Annotated in this window: 29 protein-coding genes; 28 read left to right on the forward strand and 1 reads right to left on the reverse strand. The window is 37.8% G+C overall.

Annotated elements, in window-relative coordinates; all coding sequences use genetic code 11:
- Positions 1–20: 20 nt before the first annotated feature.
- The 23 genes from rplE (at position 21) to AC6UDA_RS02720 (ending at position 13,081) form a co-directional block, all read left to right on the forward strand.
- Positions 21–563 carry a 50S ribosomal protein L5 gene (rplE, locus tag AC6UDA_RS02610; protein WP_500693551.1) on the forward strand — a complete coding sequence of 181 codons (543 nt, stop codon included), beginning with the start codon at positions 21–23 and terminating at the stop codon, positions 561–563.
- Between the two features lie 11 nt (positions 564–574).
- On the forward strand, positions 575–760 hold the full coding sequence (locus tag AC6UDA_RS02615) for a type Z 30S ribosomal protein S14 (RefSeq protein ID WP_010022727.1): 186 nt from the start codon (positions 575–577) through the stop codon (positions 758–760).
- A gap of 32 nt (positions 761–792) precedes the next feature.
- Positions 793–1,191: a 30S ribosomal protein S8 gene (rpsH, locus tag AC6UDA_RS02620; RefSeq protein ID WP_010022729.1), complete on the forward strand. Its 399-nt coding sequence runs from the start codon at positions 793–795 to the stop codon at positions 1,189–1,191.
- Between the two features lie 28 nt (positions 1,192–1,219).
- Positions 1,220–1,759, forward strand: a complete 540-nt coding sequence (rplF, locus tag AC6UDA_RS02625; protein ID WP_500693552.1) for a 50S ribosomal protein L6 — start codon at positions 1,220–1,222, stop codon at positions 1,757–1,759.
- A 32-nt stretch (positions 1,760–1,791) separates the two neighbouring features.
- Positions 1,792–2,148, forward strand: coding sequence for a 50S ribosomal protein L18 (rplR, locus tag AC6UDA_RS02630; RefSeq protein ID WP_500693553.1), 357 nt, complete (start codon positions 1,792–1,794; stop codon positions 2,146–2,148).
- 21 nt (positions 2,149–2,169) lie between these two features.
- The gene (gene rpsE / locus AC6UDA_RS02635) at positions 2,170–2,673 is read left to right on the forward strand and encodes a 30S ribosomal protein S5 (RefSeq protein ID WP_500693554.1); all 504 of its coding nucleotides are present in this window, start codon (positions 2,170–2,172) and stop codon (positions 2,671–2,673) included.
- Positions 2,674–2,690: 17 nt separating this feature from the next.
- A complete protein-coding gene (gene rpmD / locus AC6UDA_RS02640) occupies positions 2,691–2,873 on the forward strand; it encodes a 50S ribosomal protein L30 (protein ID WP_500693555.1) in 183 nt (60 codons plus the stop codon).
- Positions 2,874–2,904: 31 nt separating this feature from the next.
- Positions 2,905–3,336 (forward strand): 50S ribosomal protein L15, encoded by a 432-nt coding sequence (gene rplO, locus AC6UDA_RS02645; protein WP_500699278.1) that lies wholly within the window; start codon positions 2,905–2,907, stop codon positions 3,334–3,336.
- Positions 3,336–4,652 carry a preprotein translocase subunit SecY gene (secY, locus tag AC6UDA_RS02650; RefSeq protein ID WP_500700796.1) on the forward strand — a complete coding sequence of 439 codons (1,317 nt, stop codon included), beginning with the start codon at positions 3,336–3,338 and terminating at the stop codon, positions 4,650–4,652. Before rplO ends, secY begins: the two co-directional genes overlap by 1 nt.
- A 13-nt stretch (positions 4,653–4,665) precedes the next feature.
- Entirely contained in the window at positions 4,666–5,325 is a 660-nt protein-coding gene (locus AC6UDA_RS02655) for an adenylate kinase (RefSeq protein WP_500693558.1), read from the forward strand.
- Positions 5,326–5,430: 105 nt separating this feature from the next.
- Positions 5,431–5,649 (forward strand): translation initiation factor IF-1, encoded by a 219-nt coding sequence (infA, locus tag AC6UDA_RS02660; protein WP_010022742.1) that lies wholly within the window; start codon positions 5,431–5,433, stop codon positions 5,647–5,649.
- 26 nt (positions 5,650–5,675) lie between these two features.
- Positions 5,676–5,795, forward strand: coding sequence for a 50S ribosomal protein L36 (gene rpmJ / locus AC6UDA_RS02665; protein ID WP_010022743.1), 120 nt, complete (start codon positions 5,676–5,678; stop codon positions 5,793–5,795).
- A 30-nt stretch (positions 5,796–5,825) separates the two neighbouring features.
- Positions 5,826–6,188, forward strand: coding sequence for a 30S ribosomal protein S13 (gene rpsM / locus AC6UDA_RS02670; protein WP_500693559.1), 363 nt, complete (start codon positions 5,826–5,828; stop codon positions 6,186–6,188).
- Between the two features lie 24 nt (positions 6,189–6,212).
- Positions 6,213–6,602, forward strand: coding sequence for a 30S ribosomal protein S11 (gene rpsK / locus AC6UDA_RS02675; RefSeq protein WP_010022745.1), 390 nt, complete (start codon positions 6,213–6,215; stop codon positions 6,600–6,602).
- 61 nt (positions 6,603–6,663) lie between these two features.
- Positions 6,664–7,614: a DNA-directed RNA polymerase subunit alpha gene (locus AC6UDA_RS02680; RefSeq protein WP_500693560.1), complete on the forward strand. Its 951-nt coding sequence runs from the start codon at positions 6,664–6,666 to the stop codon at positions 7,612–7,614.
- Positions 7,615–7,632: 18 nt separating this feature from the next.
- The gene (gene rplQ, locus AC6UDA_RS02685) at positions 7,633–8,016 is read left to right on the forward strand and encodes a 50S ribosomal protein L17 (protein ID WP_500700794.1); all 384 of its coding nucleotides are present in this window, start codon (positions 7,633–7,635) and stop codon (positions 8,014–8,016) included.
- A 175-nt stretch (positions 8,017–8,191) separates the two neighbouring features.
- Positions 8,192–9,025, forward strand: a complete 834-nt coding sequence (locus AC6UDA_RS02690) for an energy-coupling factor transporter ATPase (protein ID WP_500695228.1) — start codon at positions 8,192–8,194, stop codon at positions 9,023–9,025.
- Positions 9,004–9,867: an energy-coupling factor transporter ATPase gene (locus AC6UDA_RS02695; RefSeq protein ID WP_500695227.1), complete on the forward strand. Its 864-nt coding sequence runs from the start codon at positions 9,004–9,006 to the stop codon at positions 9,865–9,867. The genes AC6UDA_RS02690 and AC6UDA_RS02695 overlap by 22 nt, the downstream gene beginning before the upstream one ends.
- 13 nt (positions 9,868–9,880) lie before the next feature.
- On the forward strand, positions 9,881–10,663 hold the full coding sequence (locus AC6UDA_RS02700) for an energy-coupling factor transporter transmembrane component T family protein (RefSeq protein WP_500708844.1): 783 nt from the start codon (positions 9,881–9,883) through the stop codon (positions 10,661–10,663).
- Entirely contained in the window at positions 10,664–11,464 is an 801-nt protein-coding gene (truA, locus tag AC6UDA_RS02705) for a tRNA pseudouridine(38-40) synthase TruA (protein ID WP_500699286.1), read from the forward strand.
- 119 nt (positions 11,465–11,583) lie between these two features.
- Positions 11,584–12,027: a 50S ribosomal protein L13 gene (rplM, locus tag AC6UDA_RS02710; RefSeq protein ID WP_500693566.1), complete on the forward strand. Its 444-nt coding sequence runs from the start codon at positions 11,584–11,586 to the stop codon at positions 12,025–12,027.
- Between the two features lie 13 nt (positions 12,028–12,040).
- On the forward strand, positions 12,041–12,433 hold the full coding sequence (rpsI, locus tag AC6UDA_RS02715) for a 30S ribosomal protein S9 (protein WP_010022758.1): 393 nt from the start codon (positions 12,041–12,043) through the stop codon (positions 12,431–12,433).
- Between the two features lie 66 nt (positions 12,434–12,499).
- Positions 12,500–13,081, forward strand: a complete 582-nt coding sequence (locus tag AC6UDA_RS02720; RefSeq protein ID WP_500696540.1) for an ECF transporter S component — start codon at positions 12,500–12,502, stop codon at positions 13,079–13,081.
- Between the two features lie 28 nt (positions 13,082–13,109).
- Here AC6UDA_RS02720 and AC6UDA_RS02725 read toward each other — a convergent pair whose 3' ends face one another.
- A complete protein-coding gene (locus AC6UDA_RS02725; RefSeq protein WP_500693568.1) occupies positions 13,110–13,421 on the reverse strand; it encodes a DUF2187 family protein in 312 nt (103 codons plus the stop codon).
- A 119-nt stretch (positions 13,422–13,540) separates the two neighbouring features.
- Here AC6UDA_RS02725 and AC6UDA_RS02730 point away from each other — a divergent pair, with 119 nt between their 5' ends.
- The 5 genes from AC6UDA_RS02730 to AC6UDA_RS02750 all read left to right on the forward strand — a co-directional run bounded on the left by AC6UDA_RS02730 (position 13,541) and on the right by AC6UDA_RS02750 (position 20,848).
- Positions 13,541–14,152: a glycoside hydrolase family 73 protein gene (locus AC6UDA_RS02730; RefSeq protein WP_500693569.1), complete on the forward strand. Its 612-nt coding sequence runs from the start codon at positions 13,541–13,543 to the stop codon at positions 14,150–14,152.
- A 30-nt stretch (positions 14,153–14,182) separates the two neighbouring features.
- Positions 14,183–15,316 carry an ATP-grasp domain-containing protein gene (locus tag AC6UDA_RS02735; RefSeq protein WP_500707186.1) on the forward strand — a complete coding sequence of 378 codons (1,134 nt, stop codon included), beginning with the start codon at positions 14,183–14,185 and terminating at the stop codon, positions 15,314–15,316.
- Positions 15,317–15,404: 88 nt separating this feature from the next.
- A complete protein-coding gene (gene pcrA, locus AC6UDA_RS02740) occupies positions 15,405–17,669 on the forward strand; it encodes a DNA helicase PcrA (RefSeq protein ID WP_500710829.1) in 2,265 nt (754 codons plus the stop codon).
- A 22-nt stretch (positions 17,670–17,691) separates the two neighbouring features.
- Positions 17,692–19,710 carry an NAD-dependent DNA ligase LigA gene (gene ligA / locus AC6UDA_RS02745; RefSeq protein WP_500710872.1) on the forward strand — a complete coding sequence of 673 codons (2,019 nt, stop codon included), beginning with the start codon at positions 17,692–17,694 and terminating at the stop codon, positions 19,708–19,710.
- Entirely contained in the window at positions 19,691–20,848 is a 1,158-nt protein-coding gene (locus tag AC6UDA_RS02750; RefSeq protein ID WP_500699295.1) for a CamS family sex pheromone protein, read from the forward strand. The genes ligA and AC6UDA_RS02750 overlap by 20 nt, the downstream gene beginning before the upstream one ends.
- The last annotated feature ends 16 nt before the right edge of the window (positions 20,849–20,864 follow it).

The following is a 20,864-nucleotide window of genomic DNA, read 5'->3' on the forward strand; positions in this document are numbered from 1 at the left end:
GAAAGGAGGAAATTAATCGCATGGCAGCTCGCTTAGAAGAAAGATACAAAGAAGATATTCTCCCAACGCTCGTTAAGAAATTTGATTACTCATCAGTTATGGAAGCCCCAAAACTTGACAAGATCGTTTTAAACATGGGTGTTGGTGATGCTGTAACAAATTCTAAAAACCTTGATGAGGCGGTTCATGAATTAAGTTTAATTTCTGGACAAAAGCCTATCGTAACTAAGGCTAAAAAATCAATTGCCGGTTTCCGTCTTAGAGAAGGAATGCCAATTGGTGCCAAAGTTACATTAAGAGGAGAAAGAATGTATGACTTCTTGGATAAGTTAGTTAATGTTTCATTGCCACGTGTTCGAGATTTCCACGGTGTAAGCAACAAATCATTTGATGGTCGTGGAAATTACACATTGGGTATCAAAGAACAACTAATTTTCCCAGAAATTAATTACGATGATGTTAACCGTGTTAGAGGTTTAGATATCGTACTTGTAACAACCGCTAATACGGATGAAGAATCACATGAATTGTTAGCTCAATTCGGAATGCCATTCGCTAAATAGGAGGTTTAATATTGGCTAAAAAATCATTAATTAAAAAAAGTGAACGTCCAGCTAAGTTCTCAACACAGAATTACACTCGTTGTGAACGTTGTGGTCGACCTCGTGCGGTTTACCAAAAGTTTCACTTATGCCGAATTTGTTTAAGACAACTTGCCCATAAGGGTCAAATTCCTGGCATGAAAAAAGCTAGTTGGTAAAATAATAAAACTGAAAAGGAGGTTTCACGTTTATGTCCATGACAGATCCAATTGCAGACTTTTTAACTCGAATTCGTAATGCCAATATGGCAAGACACGATTCAGTTGACGTTCCTGCATCAAAAATCAAAAGAAACATTGCCGAAATTTTGAAGCGTGAAGGCTTTGTACGCGATGTGGAATACATCGATGACGATAAACAAGGTGTTATCCGTGTATACCTTAAGTATGGAAAAGATAATCAACGTGTAATTACTGGTTTGAAGCGAATTTCAAAGCCAGGATTACGTTCATATGTTAAATCAGATGATGTTCCTAAAGTTTTAAACGGTTTAGGAATTGCTATCATTTCAACTTCAGATGGTGTTATTACTGATAAAGAAGCTAGAGACAAAAAAGTCGGTGGCGAAGTATTAGCATACGTTTGGTAAAAATTAAAAAAGAATTGGAGGTGTTAATATGAGTAGAATTGGTTATAAAACTGTTGATCTTCCAGACGGTGTTGAAGTAAATCATAGAGGTACTAACGTAACTGTTAAAGGACCAAAGGGTACTTTAAATGCTACAATTTCACCAGAAATTAAAATGCAAGTTAAAGGTAACGAAGTGAACTTCACTCCAACTGGTAAGTATGACAACAAAGAACGTGCCCTACACGGTACAACACGTGCTAACTTCAATAACATGGTTGAAGGTGTTACAAATGGATTCCACAAGACACTTAAGCTAGTTGGAGTTGGATATCGTGCTCAATTAAAAGGTAGTACTTTGACTCTAAACGTTGGTTACTCAAACCCCGTTGAAGTTCAAGTTCCAGAAGATCTTACCGTAGCTGTTCCAGATAACACTACTATTAACATTAGTGGGATCAACAAGCAACATGTTGGTGATTTTGCTGCCGAAGTTCGTTCATACCGTTCACCAGAACCTTACAAGGGTAAAGGAATTAGATATGAAAATGAACATATTACCCTCAAGGAAGGTAAGACTGGTAAGTAATTTAACAATATAAAAAATAAGAGGTGACTATTTTGATTTCCAAACCAGACAAGAATAAAACACGTAAAGTTCGTCATAATCGTGTTAGAAGTAAAATTTCTGGTACTGCTGAGTGCCCACGTTTGAACGTTTTCCGTTCTAATAAAAACATTTACGCTCAAGTTATTGATGACGTAAAGGGTGTAACGCTAGCTAGTGCCTCAACTGTTGACAAGGAAGTTTCCGGAGACAACAAATCAGAACAAGCCGCAAGCGTTGGTGCTTTAGTTGCTAAGCGTGCAGTTGAAAAGAATGTTAAGAATGTTGTTTTTGATCGTGGTGGATACTTATATCACGGACGTGTACAAGCCCTTGCAGATGCAGCACGTGAAAATGGACTTGAATTTTAAAAAAGGAGGAATATAACGCACATGGCAAAGTTTATTAATCCAGACAAACTGGACTTAGAAGATAACGTTGTTGCTATCAACCGAATTACTAAGGTTGTTAAGGGTGGTCGTCGACTACGTTTTGCTGCATTAGTTGTTGTTGGTGACAAGAATGGCCACGTTGGCTTTGGTACTGGTAAAGCTCAAGAAGTTCCTGAAGCGATCAGAAAAGCCGTTGATAGTGCCCAAAAGAACTTAATTGAAGTTCCAATCGTTGGAACTACTATCCCTCACGAAGTTATCGGTCGTTTCGGCGGTGGAAAGATTATGTTGAAGCCTGCTGAAGAAGGTTCCGGAGTTGCTGCCGGTGGTGCCGTTCGCTCAGTTATGGAATTAGCTGGTGTAAACGATGTTACTAGTAAGCGTTTAGGCTCTGATACACCTGTAAACGTAATTCGTGCAACTTTTGAAGGTCTTAAGGAACTTAAGAATGCTGAAGAAATTTCATCATTACGTGGTGTCTCATCAGATCACTTAACCGAATAATAAGGAGGGGTTAGAAGATGGCTCAATTAAAGATTACTTTAGTTCATAGTGCTGCTCACCGTCTCCCTAAACAACGTAAGATTGTTAAGGCCCTTGGATTGGGACGAGTAAATAGTAGTGTTATTAAACCTGATAATGAAGCAACTCGTGGAGCTCTATTCAAGATTGCTCATTTAATTAAGGTTGAACAAGTTGATTAATATTCTTTAAAAGATAGGGAGGTGCAATTTAATGAAGTTAAATGAATTAAAAGCTGCTGACGGTTCACGTTCATCAAGAACTCGTTTAGGTCGTGGTCTTGGTAGTAAAGGTAAGACTTCAGGTCGTGGCCAAAAAGGTCAAAAGGCTCGTGGCAAAACTCGTGTTGGTTTTGAAGGTGGCCAAATGCCTTTATACCGTCAAATTCCAAAACGTGGATTTACCAACTTCAACAGAAAAGTTTTAGCGATCGTTAACTTAGCTGATTTAGATAATTTTGATGATGGCTCAGAAGTAACTCCAGATGTATTGATTCAAGCTGGAATGATTAAGGGCTCAAATGATGGCGTTAAAGTTCTTGCAGATGGCAAGTTAACTAAGAAGCTCACTGTTAAAGCTAACAAATTCTCAAAGAGTGCTGAAAAAGCAATTGAAGATGCCGGCGGTAAAGCTGAGGTGATTTAATGTTCACTACCTTAAAGAATGCCTTTGAAGAAAAAGATATTAGAAAAAGGATTTTATTTACCCTTTTTATATTGGCAGTTTTCCGTTTAGGTGCTTACATTACTGTGCCTGGAATCAATGCGGAAGCTTTGCAAAGTGTTGCATCCTCAGGTTTAGTTAATGTATTGAATATGTTTAGTGGTGGTGGATTAACTAATTACTCATTATTTGCAATGGGAGTTTCACCATACATTACTGCACAAATTGTTGTTCAGTTACTTCAGATGGATATCGTTCCTCGATTCGTTGAATGGGGGAAACAAGGTGAAGTCGGAAGGCAAAAACTGGATCAGGTAACAAGATGGTTAACGATTGTTTTAGCATTTGTCCAATCAATTGGTATTACTGCTGGATTTAATGCTTTGAGTAGTCTTCATTTAGTTAAGAACCCTGGAATGGGAACTTACATTAGTATTGGTTTAATTTTGACTGCTGGTACAATGCTCACTACGTGGATGGGCGACATGATTACTGACAAAGGAATTGGTCAGGGAGTTTCAATGATCATCTTTGCTGGAATTGTTGCTGAAATGCCAAGTGGAATTATGAGTGTTTATCGTCAATACGTTGAAGGTACACCAATGAATGAAATTTGGAAGCCAGCTCTTTTCATTATTGCCTTGATTATTGTAATTTTGATTATTGTTACCTTTGTTACTTGGGTACAACAAGCTGAACGTAGAATTCCAATTCAATATACTAGAAGAACATCAGGTTCACCAGACAGCAGTTACCTTCCCTTGAAGGTTAACGTCGCTGGAGTTATTCCAGTTATTTTCGCAAGTGCATTTATTTCCACTCCTCAAACGATTTTGATGTTTTTCACCAAAAACTTTCAAGGATCCGGATGGTATGAATTTTTAAGTAAGTTGTTTAACATGCAGACCCCACTTGGAGCTGCGTTTTACACCTTCTTAATTGTTGTATTTACTTTCTTCTATGCGTTTGTTCAAGTTAATCCACAGAAATTGTCGGAAAATTTACAAAAACAAGGTAGCTACATTCCGGGAGTATGGCCTGGTCGTGAAACTCAGTTATATATTTCTCGATTGTTGATGAGACTTAGTACCGTTGGTGCTTTGTTCTTGGGTGTTGTTTCTCTAATCCCGTTGATTGCACAAAATGTTTGGAACTTAAACGAATCAATTGGACTAGGTGGTACTAACCTCTTGATTATTGTTGGAGTTGCTATTGAAACCATTCAACAAATTAGAGGATTAATGATGAGAAAAGAGTACGTTGGATTTATTCAAAGTACTCCGGATGATAACAAGTAGTGGAGGAATTTAAATGTCAATGAATTTATTACTAATGGGTCTTCCAGGAGCTGGAAAAGGTACTCAAGCTGAATTCATTGTTGAAAAATATGGGATTCCACATATTTCAACTGGAGACATATTTAGGGCAGCAATGAAAAACAAAACTCCCATGGGAATTAAGGCTCAACAATACATCGATAAGGGTGAATTAGTTCCTAATGATGTTACCTGTGGGATTGTTGAGGATCGTCTTAAACAACCTGATACTGACAAAGGTTATTTGTTAGATGGTTTTCCTAGAAACATTGATCAGGCTAAAAGTCTTGAGGAAATGACTAGGAAAATGAGCAAAGAGTTGAATGCAGTTATTAATATTGAAGTCGATCCAAGTGTTTTAATCAAACGTTTGTCGGGTCGTTTCATCTGCAAAAACTGTGGCGCAACTTATCATAAATTATATAAAAAACCTATAGTTGATGGTACTTGTGATGTTTGCGGTGCTCACGTCTTCTATCAAAGAAGTGATGATAAACCTGAAACTGTCAAGAATCGTCTGAAAATCAATGAAAAGAGTAATGCTCCTTTAATTGACTTTTACAAGGATCGCGGCATTTTGCATTCAGTTAAGGGTGATCGAGATATTGCAGACGTTAGTAACGACATTGAAAAAATTCTAAGCAATTTAAATTAGTAAATTGTCGTTTGATTGCTGGAATGTCAGTGATGTGGTATATTATAGTTTGTATGTCTATTTGTAAGTGATACTTACGAGTTTAGTAATTTTGGAGGATTATTCGTGTCTAAAAATAATGTAATTGAAGTTGAGGGTAAGGTTTCAGAGACTTTACCTAATGCAATGTTTAAGGTCGAGCTTGAAAATGGTCATGAAATTTTGGCACACGTTTCTGGCAAGATCAGAATGCATTACATTCGGATCCTACCAGGAGATCGTGTAACCGTTGAAATGTCACCGTATGATTTAACAAAGGGTCGAATTACTTATCGATTTAAGTAAACCCTTCATATAGGAGGTTATAAAAAATGAAAGTACGTCCATCAGTAAAAAAAATGTGTGAACATTGTAAGATTATTAAGAGAAAAGGCCGTGTGATGGTGGTTTGCCCTGTAAACCCTAAGCACAAGCAAAGACAAGGAAAATAAATAAATTAAAATTATAGGAGGTGGACTTTAATGGCTCGTATTGCCGGAGTTGATTTACCACGTGATAAGCGAATTGTTATTGCGTTAACATACATTTATGGTGTTGGAAACACAACTGCTCAGCAAGTTTTGAAAAAAGCTGGGGTATCAGAAGACGTTCGTGTACGTGATTTAACACCTGATCAAGAAGATAAGATCAGAGAAGCTCTTGATGGTTACACAATCGAAGGTGACTTACGTAGAGAAGTTACTATGAGTATCAAGACTCTTCAAGAAATCGGTTCATATCGTGGGATGCGTCATCGTCGCGGTTTACCTGTTAGAGGTCAACACACGAAAAATAACGCACGTACAAGAAAAGGTAAGAAAACCACAATCGCTGGTAAAAAATAATAAAGAAGGAGGCTATCAGTTTCTATGGCTAAAACTAAAAATACTCGTAAGCGTAAAGCAAGAAAAAACGTTGAGTCTGGTGTAGCACACATTCACTCAACCTTTAATAACACTTTGGTTATGATTACCGATGTTCAAGGGAATGCTATTGCTTGGTCATCAGCTGGTGCATTGGGATTCCGTGGAAGTCGTAAGTCTACCCCATTTGCTGCTCAAATGGCTGCTGAAGCAGCTGCTAAGACTGCAATGGAACATGGAATGAAATCAGTAGAAGTTGCTGTTAAAGGTCCTGGATCTGGTCGTGAGTCAGCTATTCGTGCTTTACAAAGTACTGGTTTGGAAGTTGCTGCAATTCGTGATGTAACTCCAGTTCCACACAATGGTTCTCGTCCTCCAAAACGTCGTAGAGTTTAATATTTAATGAACGTTAAAGTTTTAAATTACTCAATGCGTTTTGAAAGGGGTAGAGACTACAATGATTGAATTTGAAAAGCCAAACATTCACAAAATTGAAGAAACAGACAACTATGGTGAAATAGTTGTAGAACCACTCGAAAGAGGATATGGTACCACTTTAGGCAATTCACTTAGACGTGTCTTGTTGGCTTCATTACCAGGAGCTGCGGTTACTAGCATCCAAATTGATGGCGTTCTACACGAATTTTCAACTGTAAAGGGTGTAGTTGAAGATGTTACTCAAATTATCTTGAACGTTAAAAAGATTAATTTGAAAATTAACTCAGATGACAATGAAACAAAGTCAATGAGTATTAATGTAACTGGACCAGCCGATGTAACCGCAGGTGATATCGTAACTGATAGTGATGTTGAAATTTTAAATCCGGATTTACACATTGCAACGGTTGCTGACGGAACTACATTCCACATGAACATGACTGCCAACAAAGGTCGCGGCTACGTTTCTGCTGAAGAAAACAAAGCCAAAAACGATGGTATGCCAATTGGTGTTCTACCAGTTGATTCTATTTATACCCCAATCGAACGTGTTAATTATCAAGTAGAAGATGCACGTGTTGGTCAACGTGATGATTACGACAAATTGACGTTAGACGTTTGGACTAATGGTTCAATTACACCTTCTGATGCAATTAGTTTGGCAGCTAAGATCTTAAATCAACATTTCCAATTATTTATTGATTTAACTGACAGAGCAAAGAATGCCAATGTTATGGTTGAGAAGGAAGAAAGCCATAAAGAAAAAATGCTTGAAATGTCAATTGAAGAATTGGATCTTTCAGTTCGTTCTTACAATTGTTTGAAACGTGCTGGAATTAATACTGTTCAAGAATTAACTGATAAGTCTGAAGCTGACATGATGAAGGTTAGAAATCTTGGCCGTAAGTCACTCGATGAAGTTAAAGAAAAATTAGCAGCATTAGGACTATCTTTACGTAAAGAAGACTAAAAAGGAGGATATCCGGTTATGAGTTATCGCAAATTACAACGTACGAGTGCTCAACGTCGTGCTTTGCTTCGTAATTTGACTACTGACTTAATTGTTAACGGTCAAATCAAAACAACAGAAGCTCGCGCTAAGGATGTTAGATCATTAGCCGACAAGATGGTTACCTTGGGCAAGAAGGGTGACTTGAATGCTCGTCGTCAAGCTGCAGCTTACTTGCAAAACACCATTGCTGATGTAAAAGAAGACGGAGATAGTATCAAAGTAACTAGTGCATTGCAAAAGTTATTTGACGAAGTAGCACCAAAGTATGCGGACCGAAACGGTGGTTACACACGTATTCTTAAAACAATGCCTCGTCGTGGTGACGGTGCACCAATGGTAATCTTGCAATTTGTCGAATAATTTCGATATTTGTTAAGAATAATAAATATTTCACTATAGGAATCACTAAGGTTAAAGGTATAAAGTGTTACGATGATGGATTTTCCAAGTCTAGCTTGAATGTGGTTAACTCCATGCGCCTTAATCTTTTAGTGATTTTTTTATACATAATTTTAATAATAGGAGAGCTGATTCCATGAATCCAATCATTAATGTTTCCAATCTTTCTTTTAGGTATAATAATGAAGATGATCATAAGGTATTAGATGATGTCTCTTTTCAGTGCGAAAGGGGTGAATATATTTCATTAATCGGTCGGAACGGGAGTGGTAAAAGTACCATTGCCAAACTGGTTGATGGTCTTCTAACTCCTAGTGAGGGAGAAATTGTGGTAGATGGGATCAGGTTGGACTCTCATGGTAATGACCGCGAAACAAGAAAAGCAATTGGCTTAGTTTTTCAAAATCCAGATGATCAATTTGTTGGTGCCACGGTAGCAAGTGACGTTGCGTTTGGACTTGAAAATCGGGCGGTTCCAAGAGAAGCGATGAAGCCAAAAGTTAAATCGGCGTTAGAAAAGGTAGGAATGTGGGAATATCGAGACGAGATTCCTAGTAGTCTTTCTGGTGGACAGAAGCAACGGGTCGCAATTGCAGGAGCAATTGTGCTTGATCCTAAAATTTTAATTCTAGATGAAGCGACAAGTATGCTAGATCCTTTAGCTACTAGACAAATTCATCAAGTTGTCAACAAATTAAATCAAAAACAAAATATGACAATTCTCTCCATTACGCATGATATCAATGTGACGGCTAAATCCGATCGGATATTAGCACTTAATAATAATAAAATTGTATTTGACGGAAAACCAAGTGCTTTCTTTCAGAAGCATCAATTAATTGCTGATATGGATCTAGATCTTCCTTTTAGTGAGAAGTTAAGGCAGAAATTCCTTGATGCAGGATATGACATTACTGACAAGTACATGGATGATGAGGGGATGAGCCAATGGATAAGCACATTATTTTAAGTAACGTTGATTTTGTCTATCAACCCGGTCTGCCATCAGAAAGACAGGCTTTAAGTAATGTCAGTTTAAAGATTAATAAGGGTGAATTTTTGGGTGTTGTTGGAAAAACTGGTAGCGGAAAGTCAACGTTAGTTCAGATGATTAACGGATTATTGAAACCGACTTCAGGGAGTGTTACCGTTGGCAAAATCAAAATTAACAGTGAAACTAACAACCATAACCTAAGTGAGCTCAGAAAAAAAGTCGGGATGATTTTCCAGTTTCCGGAAAAACAACTGTTTGAAGATAATGTTCTAAAAGATGTATCTTTTGGTCCACTTAATTTTGGCGAAAATGAAGCAGTTGCAAAAAAGAGAGCCATTCAGGCGCTTTCGATTGTTGGCATTAATAAAGAACTGTATTCTCGTTCACCCTTTGAGTTGTCTGGCGGTCAAATGCGTCGGGTCGCAATTGCTGGAACGATTGCATGTGATCCAACCGTTCTCATTTTAGATGAACCAACGGTGGGATTGGATCCTAGTGGCAAGACTGAGATATTAAAGATTATCAAGCAACTAAACAAAAATGGAGTAACCATCATCATGGTTACTCACGATATGGATGTGGTGGCACAAAATGCTACCCGTGTTGTGGTTATGAATGATGGAAAAGTGTGTTCTGATTCAACTCCTAGGGAATTATTCAGCAATTACAAGTTAATCGATCAAAATTCATTAGCGCTTCCTGATTCTGTTCAGATATACTATGATTTAATTAATCGAGGCATCAGATTAAAAAAGATTCCGTTAACAGCGGATGAAGTTGTTAACGAAATTACGCAAAAACGAAGTGGAGTGAAGTAGAATCGATCAATTTGTGTTTGGAAAATACTTTCCTGGAAATTCATTCATTCATCGTTTAAATCCAGCTTTTAAGATTTTAGGCTCCGTTATCATTATTACGCTTATTTTGATGTGCAATAATTGGGTAAGTTATGGATGTATGACGCTTTTTACATTGGTACTGATATACTTATCTCATTCTCGAATTAAGATGCTTCTAAAGGGGATCAAACCCATTCTGTGGCTAATTATTTTTACGGTCTTGATTCAAGTGTTTTTTGGTCATGGCGGAACGGTTTATTTTCATTTATGGTTTATTTCCATCACTTCGTCAGGAATTATTAATGCGGTCATGATATTTATTCGATTGGTTCTCATTATCACGATTGCTACTATTTTGACCATCACAACCAGTCCATCGATGATTGCACTTGGAGTTGAGACGATTCTGAGACCGCTTAAGTGGGTTAAGGTTCCCACTGAAACGATTGGGATGATGGTTTCAATTGCACTGCAATTCATCCCCACCCTCATTGATGAGTTAAATGACATTATGAACGCTCAGAGAGCACGGGGCGTCGATTTTGGTAAGGGTAAATTAATGAAAAGGGCTAAAAGCCTAATATCGCTGATTATTCCTTTGTTTGTTTCTTCTTTTCGTCATGCTGAACACCTTGCAGATGCCATGGAAGCTCGTGGATATTCTGATGAGGTCAAGCGAACTCATTATCAGCTCGTCTCTTGGACGGTCCTTGATTGGGTTGCTTTAGGGGTCATGATGGTTTTAACGGTTGTAATTATTTTAGTGAGGAATTAGATGAAAACTCGGTATAAAATTACATTTGCATATGATGGGACTAAATTTGCTGGCTTTCAAATGCAGCCAAAGCAGCGAACGGTGGAAGGAACTTTAACTAATATTATTAACAAAATGGCCCAAAAAAGTGGCAAGCATGTTTTACTTTATGGATCTGGCAGAACTGACGCAGGTGTTCATGCCCTAGGTCAGGTTGCCCATTTTGATTTTCCCTATGATTTAGGTGAGGAAAGTATGTTAAAGGGGTTAAACAGTATGTGTCCTTTGGATATTGAAATAATAAGTGTGCAAAAGGTTAATGCTGACTTTCATGCTCGTTATGATGTAACGGGGAAAAAGTACTTGTATCGGTTGGATTTAGGGCGCTTTACCAATCCATTTAAAAGAAATTATACTGCTCATTGGCGTTTTCCCGTTAATTTCAATTGGATCGAAGAGGCCATTCATGATTACGTTGGCAAACATGACTTTTCGTCTTTTGTTGCTTCTGGTGCAAAGGAAGGAAGTCGGGTTCGTACAATTTTCTCGGTTGATGCTAACTTAGATAAAGTTACTAATGAGATGCAGTTCGAGTTTTATGGTGATGGTTTTATGTATAATCAAATTCGGATTATGGTTGGGGTGCTGATGGAGATTGGACGGGGAAAGCGGCCAGTTCATGATATCCAACGATTGTTCAAAGTGAAGGATCGAAACGAAGCACGTTTAACAATGCCAGCTAATGGCTTGTACTTAAAAAGGGTTTATTATCCAGGAGATGATCCAAAACATTCGAAACGAAAACATCATCCAGATGATTAAAATGAATTTGACTTTCAGAAGAAATGTTAGTACTATTGTAACTGGTATTGTTTGCCCCACGATAAGCCCCGGAAACTTATTAGGTGTCGAACAAACACGGAAACATGGAGGAATTAAAAGTGCATACAACATATATGGCTAAACCCGGCGAAGTAGATCGCAAGTGGTACGTTATTGACGCAGATGGCGTTGAATTAGGTCGTCTCTCAAGTGTCGTTGCTTCTATTTTACGCGGAAAAAACAAACCTACATTTACGCCAAACGTAGATACAGGTGACAATGTTATTGTAATCAATGCATCTAAAGTTGCATTGTCTGGTAAGAAAGCTAGTGGCAAGATTTATTATCACCACACATCTTACATTGGTGGACTTAAGTCAATTACTGCTGGTCAAATGAGAGCAGAGAAGCCTGATCGACTTATCGAAACTTCAGTTAAAGGTATGCTTCCTCACGGTACATTAGGTCGTCAAATCGCTAAGAAACTTCACGTTTATGCAGGTGAAGATCACACTCATGAAGCTCAAAAACCAGAAGTTCTTGATATTAAGAACCTAATTTAAGGAGGAAACACAATTGGCTAAAGTACAATATACCGGCACAGGTCGCCGTAAAGATTCAGTTGCTCGTGTACGCTTAGTACCAGGTACTGGAAAAGTTGTAATCAATGACAAAGATGTTGAAGATTACATTCCATTTCCTAATTTAAGAGAAATCATTTTACAACCATACAATGTTACTGAGACACTTGGTAACTATGACACATTAGCTAACGTTAATGGTGGTGGATATTCAGGACAAGCTGGTGCTGTTCGTTTAGGAATTGCACGTGCTTTACTTGAAGTTGATCCAGACTTTAGAGAATCCCTCAAGAAGGCTGGTTTATTAACACGTGACCCTCGTATGAAGGAACGTAAGAAACCCGGCCTTAAGAAAGCTCGTAAGGCTGGTCAATTCTCAAAACGTTAATCAGAAGATTATATTTTGTCGCTCATGTCCGCATGAGCGCTTTTTTATTAAATGGGTGAATTTAAAATGAAAAAGACACGAAATTATCATATTGCAATTTTGTCAGTTTTTATTGCCATTATTTTGATTCAAAATTTTGTTCCTATTTTAGGATATATTCCGGTTGGTCCACTAAGCATTACGTTAATTCCCATTACCGTGATTGTGGCAACCTTAGTGCTTGGTTTAAAGGATGGCTTTATTCTTGGCACGCTCTGGGGTGTAATTGTGTTTGTCAGGGCCTTTACGTGGCCTACTAGTCCAATTGCTCCACTTGTCTTTGAGAATCCGATTACGGCCATTTTACCGCGGGCCCTAATTCCGGTAGTTGCTTACTTTTCCTACAAATGGTTAAAAAAATTACTTAATAATAAGCTTTCACTTGTGATTGCATGCGCTTTGGGTTCCATGACCAATACAATTTTAGTGCTGTTATTTATTTATATTTTTAATCGAAAGCAAGCTCCAATCCTATACCATGTGAGTGTTGACAAAATTATCTATGCCTTATTAGGGGTAGTTGGAACCAATGGTCTGATAGAAATGATTATTACAGCAATTGTTTGTCCAATTATCATTATTTCGTTAGATAAAGTAATCCAAAAATAAAAAGCAGATCATTACGATCTGCTTTTTGTTACTTTGATGCGTCCGATGATTTTTTGTCACCATCTTGTTTTGAATCGTCATCTGGTCCCTCATCAGGATCTTTTTGAATTCGTGGAGCTTGCTTAATCATTTTAAGATCTTTGTGATTAATAACGGTCTTGTTATGATACTTATCAATTATTTCTGGATCATCAGATTCAAATGTAATCAAAAAGGCATTATTGTAAGCTTTATCGATATAACCAGTAAAATCATTCTTTTCAAGTTTAAACGATACTTCATCGCCAACTTCAAAGGGTGATTTTTCGGTCTCCGTTTGTTCATCGTGTTTCTTTGCCAAACTGACCACCTCCAATTGTATTCAACTAATGAAATATAAACGAATAATTAACATTTGTCAATTTTTAACATTTTTGTAGTACAATTTAAACAGTAAATTTATTTGTAAGGAGGGTTAGTTTGGCTAGGAAAAAGAAGCAAAAGCAAAATAAGTTAGTTGCTTATGTCCTGACCGTGCTAATCCTGTTAGTCATGTTCGTTGGTGCTGTGATGATTTTAGGCAATTCTCATTTTAACCCGCAGTATGAACAAAATAATGTTAGTGTTCAACATAAGGAATTTATCAACAAGATTCTACCAAAGTCAGTTGAGATGCAACGGAAGTATAAAATTTTGACTAGCATTACCCTTGCTCAGGCTATTTTAGAATCAGATTGGGGCCAGAGTACTTTGGCTTCAAAGTATAATAATCTTTTTGGTGTTAAAGCGGGTGCTGGACAAAAGAGTGTCACTTTGGACACGACTGAATATACAAGTGGATCACCTGCAATGGTTCACGGAAGTTTTCGCGTTTACGATAATTGGGATGAGTCAATTGAAGATCATGCTGTTTTACTAGCTCATGGCACAGACTGGAACCCCATGCAATATAAAGAAGTTGTGTCGGCGGACAATTACGTTGATTCTGCCAAGGCGCTCAGTACCGATGGATATGCAACAGACCCGGCTTATGCAGACAAAATAATTAAAATCATTAAAAAGTATCATCTTAATCAATACGATAAACAATGATGTAGCAAAAGATTTATTGGAGGTTAAACTATGGATTCAGTATTACTCTACCCAGGAAGCACAATTGGAATTATTGGTGACTATTTTAGTAGTACGCAACTAGTTAACGTGGCCCGCGACGCGGGATTGAAAATTGCCACCTATAGTTCCAATTCAGATAGCGAGATCGCTAGACAATCTGATTACGCATTTACAGGTGACGTTAATGATGTTGATACTTTAAGGGAATTTTCTGAGAAGTGTGATTTAGTTACATACGTTTCAAATGACATTGATCCTCAGGTTATTAGTGAAATCGAAAAGTATACTTATGTTCCTCAAGGCGAATCCCTTTTAGAGATTAGTCAGGACCGTGTGATGGAAAGGGCCTTTTTTGATCAAATTAACGTCAATACGTCACCATACGTCACTATTATTAACTTGGAAGATATCTATCAAGCAATTGATTCAATTGGATATCCTGCAATTTTAAAGCCAATTCAGCGACACATGACTAATAACCAACAACTAGTTATTAACGAATCAAATGATATTGCACTTGCTTCTGATATGTTAAAAAGGGGTCCATATATACTGGAATCTTACGTTCCTTACCGTTTCGAATACGCAATTATTGCTACTAAATCAGTAAAAGAAGATTTACAACAATTTCCCGCCGTTAAAACCAGTTATTTAGGGAACATGCTCCAAACGGTAAGTACTGATACTTCCAAAACAGATTCTAACGTTATTAACGAAATGATTAGAATTGTTAATCAAATCGGCAAAAATGTTAAATACGTTGGTTCATTTGAGGTATCGTTCGGTGTAACGGCTGATCAAAACATTTACGTTACAAACATTGATCCAACCGTTAATAATGCCGGTTTTTTGTTTAATTTAGCTACTGATATCAGCGAGTATGATCAACATCTTCGGGCCATTTCAGGGTTGCCATTAGCTAAGATTAATAAGATTAGTGATGTGGTTGCTCGTTTGTTTACGAAAAAGCAATATGAACAGGTTCTTAGACAACGAATCCTTCAACCAAACTGGCAATTTTATTTTAATTATCACAATAATGCACGTGATGATGATGTGGTTGGAGTGATTTTAATTCCAACCAATTCGGTCGAAGAGACGTTTAATCGAATTGTGAATACAGGAATTTGGACCAAAAATTAAATGTTATTAAAATTGAAGAGTCGGCAATTTGTCGGCTCTATTTTGCTATAATTAATGATGGATTTACAAAGCGAGAGGATTGGTTAACGTGTCAAAGACAGACCTACTAAAGACAATGAACGATAAGCAACAAGAGGCGGTAGAACAAACTGAAGGTCCACTTTTGATTATGGCTGGTGCTGGAAGTGGTAAGACCAGGGTGCTCACTCATCGAATTGCTTATCTAATTGAGAAAAAAGGTGTGATGCCATGGAATATTTTGGCGATTACATTCACCAACAAAGCTGCTCGCGAAATGAAGGAACGTGTTAGTAAATTACTTGGCGTTGGTGGTGACGATGTTTGGGTATCAACTTTTCACGCACTTGGCGTGAGAATCTTGAGACGTGACATTGATAAATTAGGTTATAATCGTGCTTTTTCTATCACTGATTCAGGAGAACAAAAGACCCTTGTAAAACGAATTTTAAAAGACTTAGATCTAGACCCGAAAAAGAATGATCCAAGGGCTATTTTAAGTGCCATTTCAAACGCTAAGAATAATTTACAGACTCCACGAGATTATCAAAAGTCACATTCAGCTAACAGTCCATTTGAAGAAGTGGTTTCACAGGTATATTTCGAATATCAAAAGCGACTTCAAGAAAACCAAGCTGTCGATTTTGATGATTTGATTATGCTTACGATTAGATTGTTTAAACAGTATCCAGAGGTTTTGAATTATTATCAAGATAAGTTTCATTACATCCATGTCGATGAATATCAAGATACCAATGAAGCACAGTATAAATTAGTATCAATGCTTGCCAAAAAGTATCAAAATTTGTGTGTAGTGGGTGACGCTGATCAGAGTATTTATGGTTGGCGTGGTGCTAACATGAATAATATCTTGGATTTTGAAAATGACTATAAAAATGCACACGTTGTGAAACTGGAACAGAATTATCGTTCAACTAAGAATATTTTAAGTGCCGCAAACGACGTTATTCAAAACAATGCCGAGAGAAAAGATAAGAATTTGTGGACGGAAAATGATACTGGCGAAAAGGTAACGTACTATCGTGCTCAAAGTGAGGCTAGTGAGGCCCATTACGTGGTGTCTAAGATTAAAGATGAGGTCAGTAAACATCATTATTCTTATAATGATTTTGCGGTCTTGTACCGGACGAATGCCCAGTCGCGTGTAATCGAAGAGACCTTCTTGAAATCAAATATTCCGTACACGATGGTTGGTGGGCATAAATTCTACGACCGTAAGGAAATCCGGGACATTCTTTCGTATTTGACTCTCATTGCTAATCCCAGTGATTCATTAAGTTTTGAACGGGTTGTTAACGTTCCTAAGCGTGGAATTGGCAGTTCGAGTGTGGAAAAGTTGAGAATGTTTGCAGCAGATAATGGATGGAGTCTACTAGAAGCAGCTCAAAATGTTGACTTGGCCAATAATATCTCCAGTCGTGCTCGAAATGCCATTGCTAATTTTGCTAATGTCATATCAAACGTTCAAAAAAAGCAAAAGGATATGACCGTTACGGAAATTACCGAAGCCCTTTTAGATCAATCTGGATATATGGCTGATCTAAAGAAAACCAATTCACTGGACTCACAGACACGGATTGAAAATATTGAAGAATTTCTTTCTGTCACAAAAGATTCTGATTTAAAGTATGATGAACAGACTGGTAGTAGTGATAGTCGTTTGACAGATTTTTTGGCGGATCTGGCCCTTGTATCGGCTCAAGACGATGTTGATGAATCGGCTAAAAAGGTGACTTTAATGACTTTGCATGCTGCTAAGGGACTTGAATTTCCAGTCGTTTTTATGGTTGGGATGGAAGAAGGAATTTTTCCTCTTAGTCGAGCTACTGAAAGGGAAAGTGAGTTAGAAGAAGAACGACGGTTAGCCTATGTAGGAATTACGCGGGCTCAGACTAAACTCTATATGACAAATGCATACTCACGAATGTTATATGGTAGAATGCAAAATAATCCCGAGTCACGATTTATGGATGAAATTAATTCGGATGTATTGGATAATGAGAGTTCAATTCCAACGGGACCTAAGACTCCATTTGACACCAGTAGTGAGTATAATAAACGAACCAATCGAGCCTTTAGTGAACCATATCATCGCCCTAACAAACGAGTTGAAAAACCCCAAGGAACTGGTGCTGATAAGAAGTCATGGAATATTGGTGATAAAGTCAAACACAAGGCGTGGGGAACTGGAACTGTTGTTAAAATTAATGGAACCGGTGAAGATATGGAACTTGACATTGCCTTTCCAGAAAAAGGAATTAAACGTCTATTAGCTGCATTTGCACCCATAACAAAAATTCAATCGATTAAGTAAGGGAGTGGTAAGATTGTTTAAGATTCCAATGGATCAGGTTAATGAAAGTGAAGCAAAAAAAGAGGCCTCAGAACTAAGACCAAAGTTAATTAAGTGGGGAAAACAGTACTATGAACAGGATCAACCAACCGTAGAAGATGCGGAATATGATCGAAACTATGCTCGCTTGCAGGATCTGGAAGCCAAGTTTCCAGCAATTATCACTCCTGATTCACCGACTCAGCACGTTGGTGGGGCAACTTCGAATGAATTTACAAAGGTCAATCACGAGATTCCAATGCTTTCACTAGGTGACGTATTTTCACCCCAAGAGCTTAAGGATTTTGTGGTTCGACTCAAGCACAATTATCCTCAAGATACTGAGTATAATTGTGAGTTGAAGATCGATGGACTAGCTATTTCACTTCGTTATGAGCATGGGGTGTTCGTGCAGGGATCGACTAGGGGAAATGGACAAATTGGTGAGGATATCACTGAAAATTTAAAAACCATCCCATCAATCCCTAAAAGATTAAGTCGACCCATTGATATTGAAGTACGTGGCGAATGTTATATGGGAAAAGAAGCCTTTTTAAAGTTAAATGAACGACGACAAAATGACGGAAAACCAACGTTTGCTAATCCGAGAAATGCTGCTGCCGGGAGTCTTCGACAATTGGATCCAAAAGTTACTAAGGATCGCCACTTAAGTACTTTTATGTATAACGTTGCTAATTATGACGATTTAAAGGCTACCACTCAAAGTGGACTTTTAGAGGAACTAAAAGAATTAGGCTTTACCATCAATGAGCATTATCAAGTGGCTGACAATATGGATCAGATTGATGCTTACATTAAAAAGTATTCAGCAGCAAGAGATAATCTCACCTTTGGTATCGATGGCATTGTGATTAAGACCAATTCGCTTCCTTTACAAATGGAAATTGGGCATACGGTTAAAGTCCCGAAGTGGGCGATTGCTTACAAGTTTCCGCCAGAAGAAGTTCATACTAAAATTAAAAAGATTGAGTGGACCATTGGAAGAACGGGAGTGGTAACTCCTACCGCAATCATGGATCCAGTGCAATTGGCCGGTACTACCGTTTCAAGAGCGTCACTTCATAATCCTGATTATATTGAGAAAAAAGATATCCGTGTCGGCGATACAGTTGTTTTGTATAAAGCTGGCGACATTATTCCAGAGGTTGAAAGGTATCTTCCTGATCTAAGGCCAAAAGATTCTAAGCCATATGTTATCCCAGATCGTTGTCCTTCATGTGGTGCTAAATTAGTCCACTTAGATGGTGAAGTTGCCTTACGTTGTATTAATCCGAAGTGTCCAGCACAGCTGGTGGAACAAATTAATCATTTTGCTTCTAGAAATGCAATGGATATTGATGGTTTGGGTCCTAAGATTGTGAAGCAGTTGTTTGATAAAAAAATGGTCTCGGATGTGGCCAGCTTGTATCACCTTAGTTATGATGAACTACTCACTCTTGATAAGTTTGGTGACAAGTCTGCTAACAATTTACTTTCTGCCATTGATAGTAGTCGGAGCAATTCACTTGAAAGATTGCTTTTTGGATTAGGCATCAGACACGTCGGTGCTAAAGCAGCGCGATTAATTGCTGCCCACTTTAAAACCATGGATGCTCTCATGAAATCAAGTGTCGAAGAAATCGCCTCAATTGACACCATTGGTCAAGTTATTGCTGATAGTGTTCATACTTATTTTGAAAACGCTGATAGTAGAGAATTAATTGGCGAACTCGTTGATGTTGGTGTTAATATGGACTATGTAAATAATGAAGAGATAGTACAACCAGATAACTTTTTCAATGGTAAACGAGTTGTATTGACCGGAAAGTTGGTTGATTTAACTAGGGGTCAAGCCAGTGAATGGCTTGAAAACCATGGAGCGGATGTCACAAGTAGTGTTTCTAAAAATACCGACCTAGTAATTGCGGGAGAGGATGCAGGTAGTAAGCTAACCAAAGCTCAATCTCTTTCGGTTCCGGTTTGGGATGAAGATCATTTTAAAAATGAAATGCAAAAAGAATGATAAGAAGTCGGAGGAATTTAAGTTGAGACGCTTAAAAGTAATTTTAATGGTGGCGGCTAGCGCATTAATGTTAGTAGCTTGTGGGAGTACTAACAAGAGTACCACTAATACAAATAATAAGAATACACAATTAACCGGGGAAACTGGTGGTAAGAATTATCAGAGTGTTATTAAGGATGGACATTATCAAACTAGTAAATCGCGTGGAGTTGACATTCAACAAAATGATAATCAGTTTAACTTGAAAGGATTTCAGAACGGTTTGCTTGGAATTTCCAAGCAGAATTTTTCGACTGATAAGTATGTTTTTCAGGAGGGACAATACATCTCTACTGACACTGCCGAGAAGTGGCTTGATCGTAAGTCAAAGCAAAACCCGGAGGGACTAAATCCATCGCAACAAAAGGGAAAAGTAACCCCAATGTACTTGCAACAAATGGATGAACAAGACTTCTTAGTTCCAAATGGTAATAAAATGACCATGAAGGGTATGACCATTGGCCTTGGGATCAATTCAGTGTACTACTACACTAAACAGAAGTATGGGAGCCAGTATCAACAGAAGATCCCCGATGATGTGGTTGAGAAACAAGGTAAGGAGATGGCTAACACGATCCTTAAACGATTGAGACAGAATAAAGAATTAAAGAATATTCCAATCGTGATTGCATTGTACAAGCAAGCTCCAAACGATAGTTTGACTGGTGGTAATTTCTTTGCCTCATCGGTTAACAATCCGGGCACGACGTCTGTAAACTCATGGAAACCAATTAATGAAAAATCATATGTGTTCCCGATTGCCAATGGTTCTAAGGGACCTAATACGAATGATTTATCTGCGTTTAATCAATTTAAGTCACAGGTTCAAAATTTCTTCCCTAACTTGAGTGGGATTACTGCACAGGCTCAATACAAGGGTAAGCAACTTCAAGGAATGCACATTAACATTACAACTCAATTTTATAGTCAAACTGAAATCATCAGTTTTACTCAATACCTACAGAATGCTGCTCAAAAATATCTTCCTGGCAGTGTACCAATTGATATTACCGTAAAATCAACTGATGGAATTCAAAGTTATTTGAACCGAAATGCGGGAGGAAAGTCCTTCAGTTCGCATGTGTTTAATAGCTATTAAGATTTAGTGATTTAGT

It is taken from the genome of Fructilactobacillus sp. X8R4C1 (assembly GCF_059900905.1).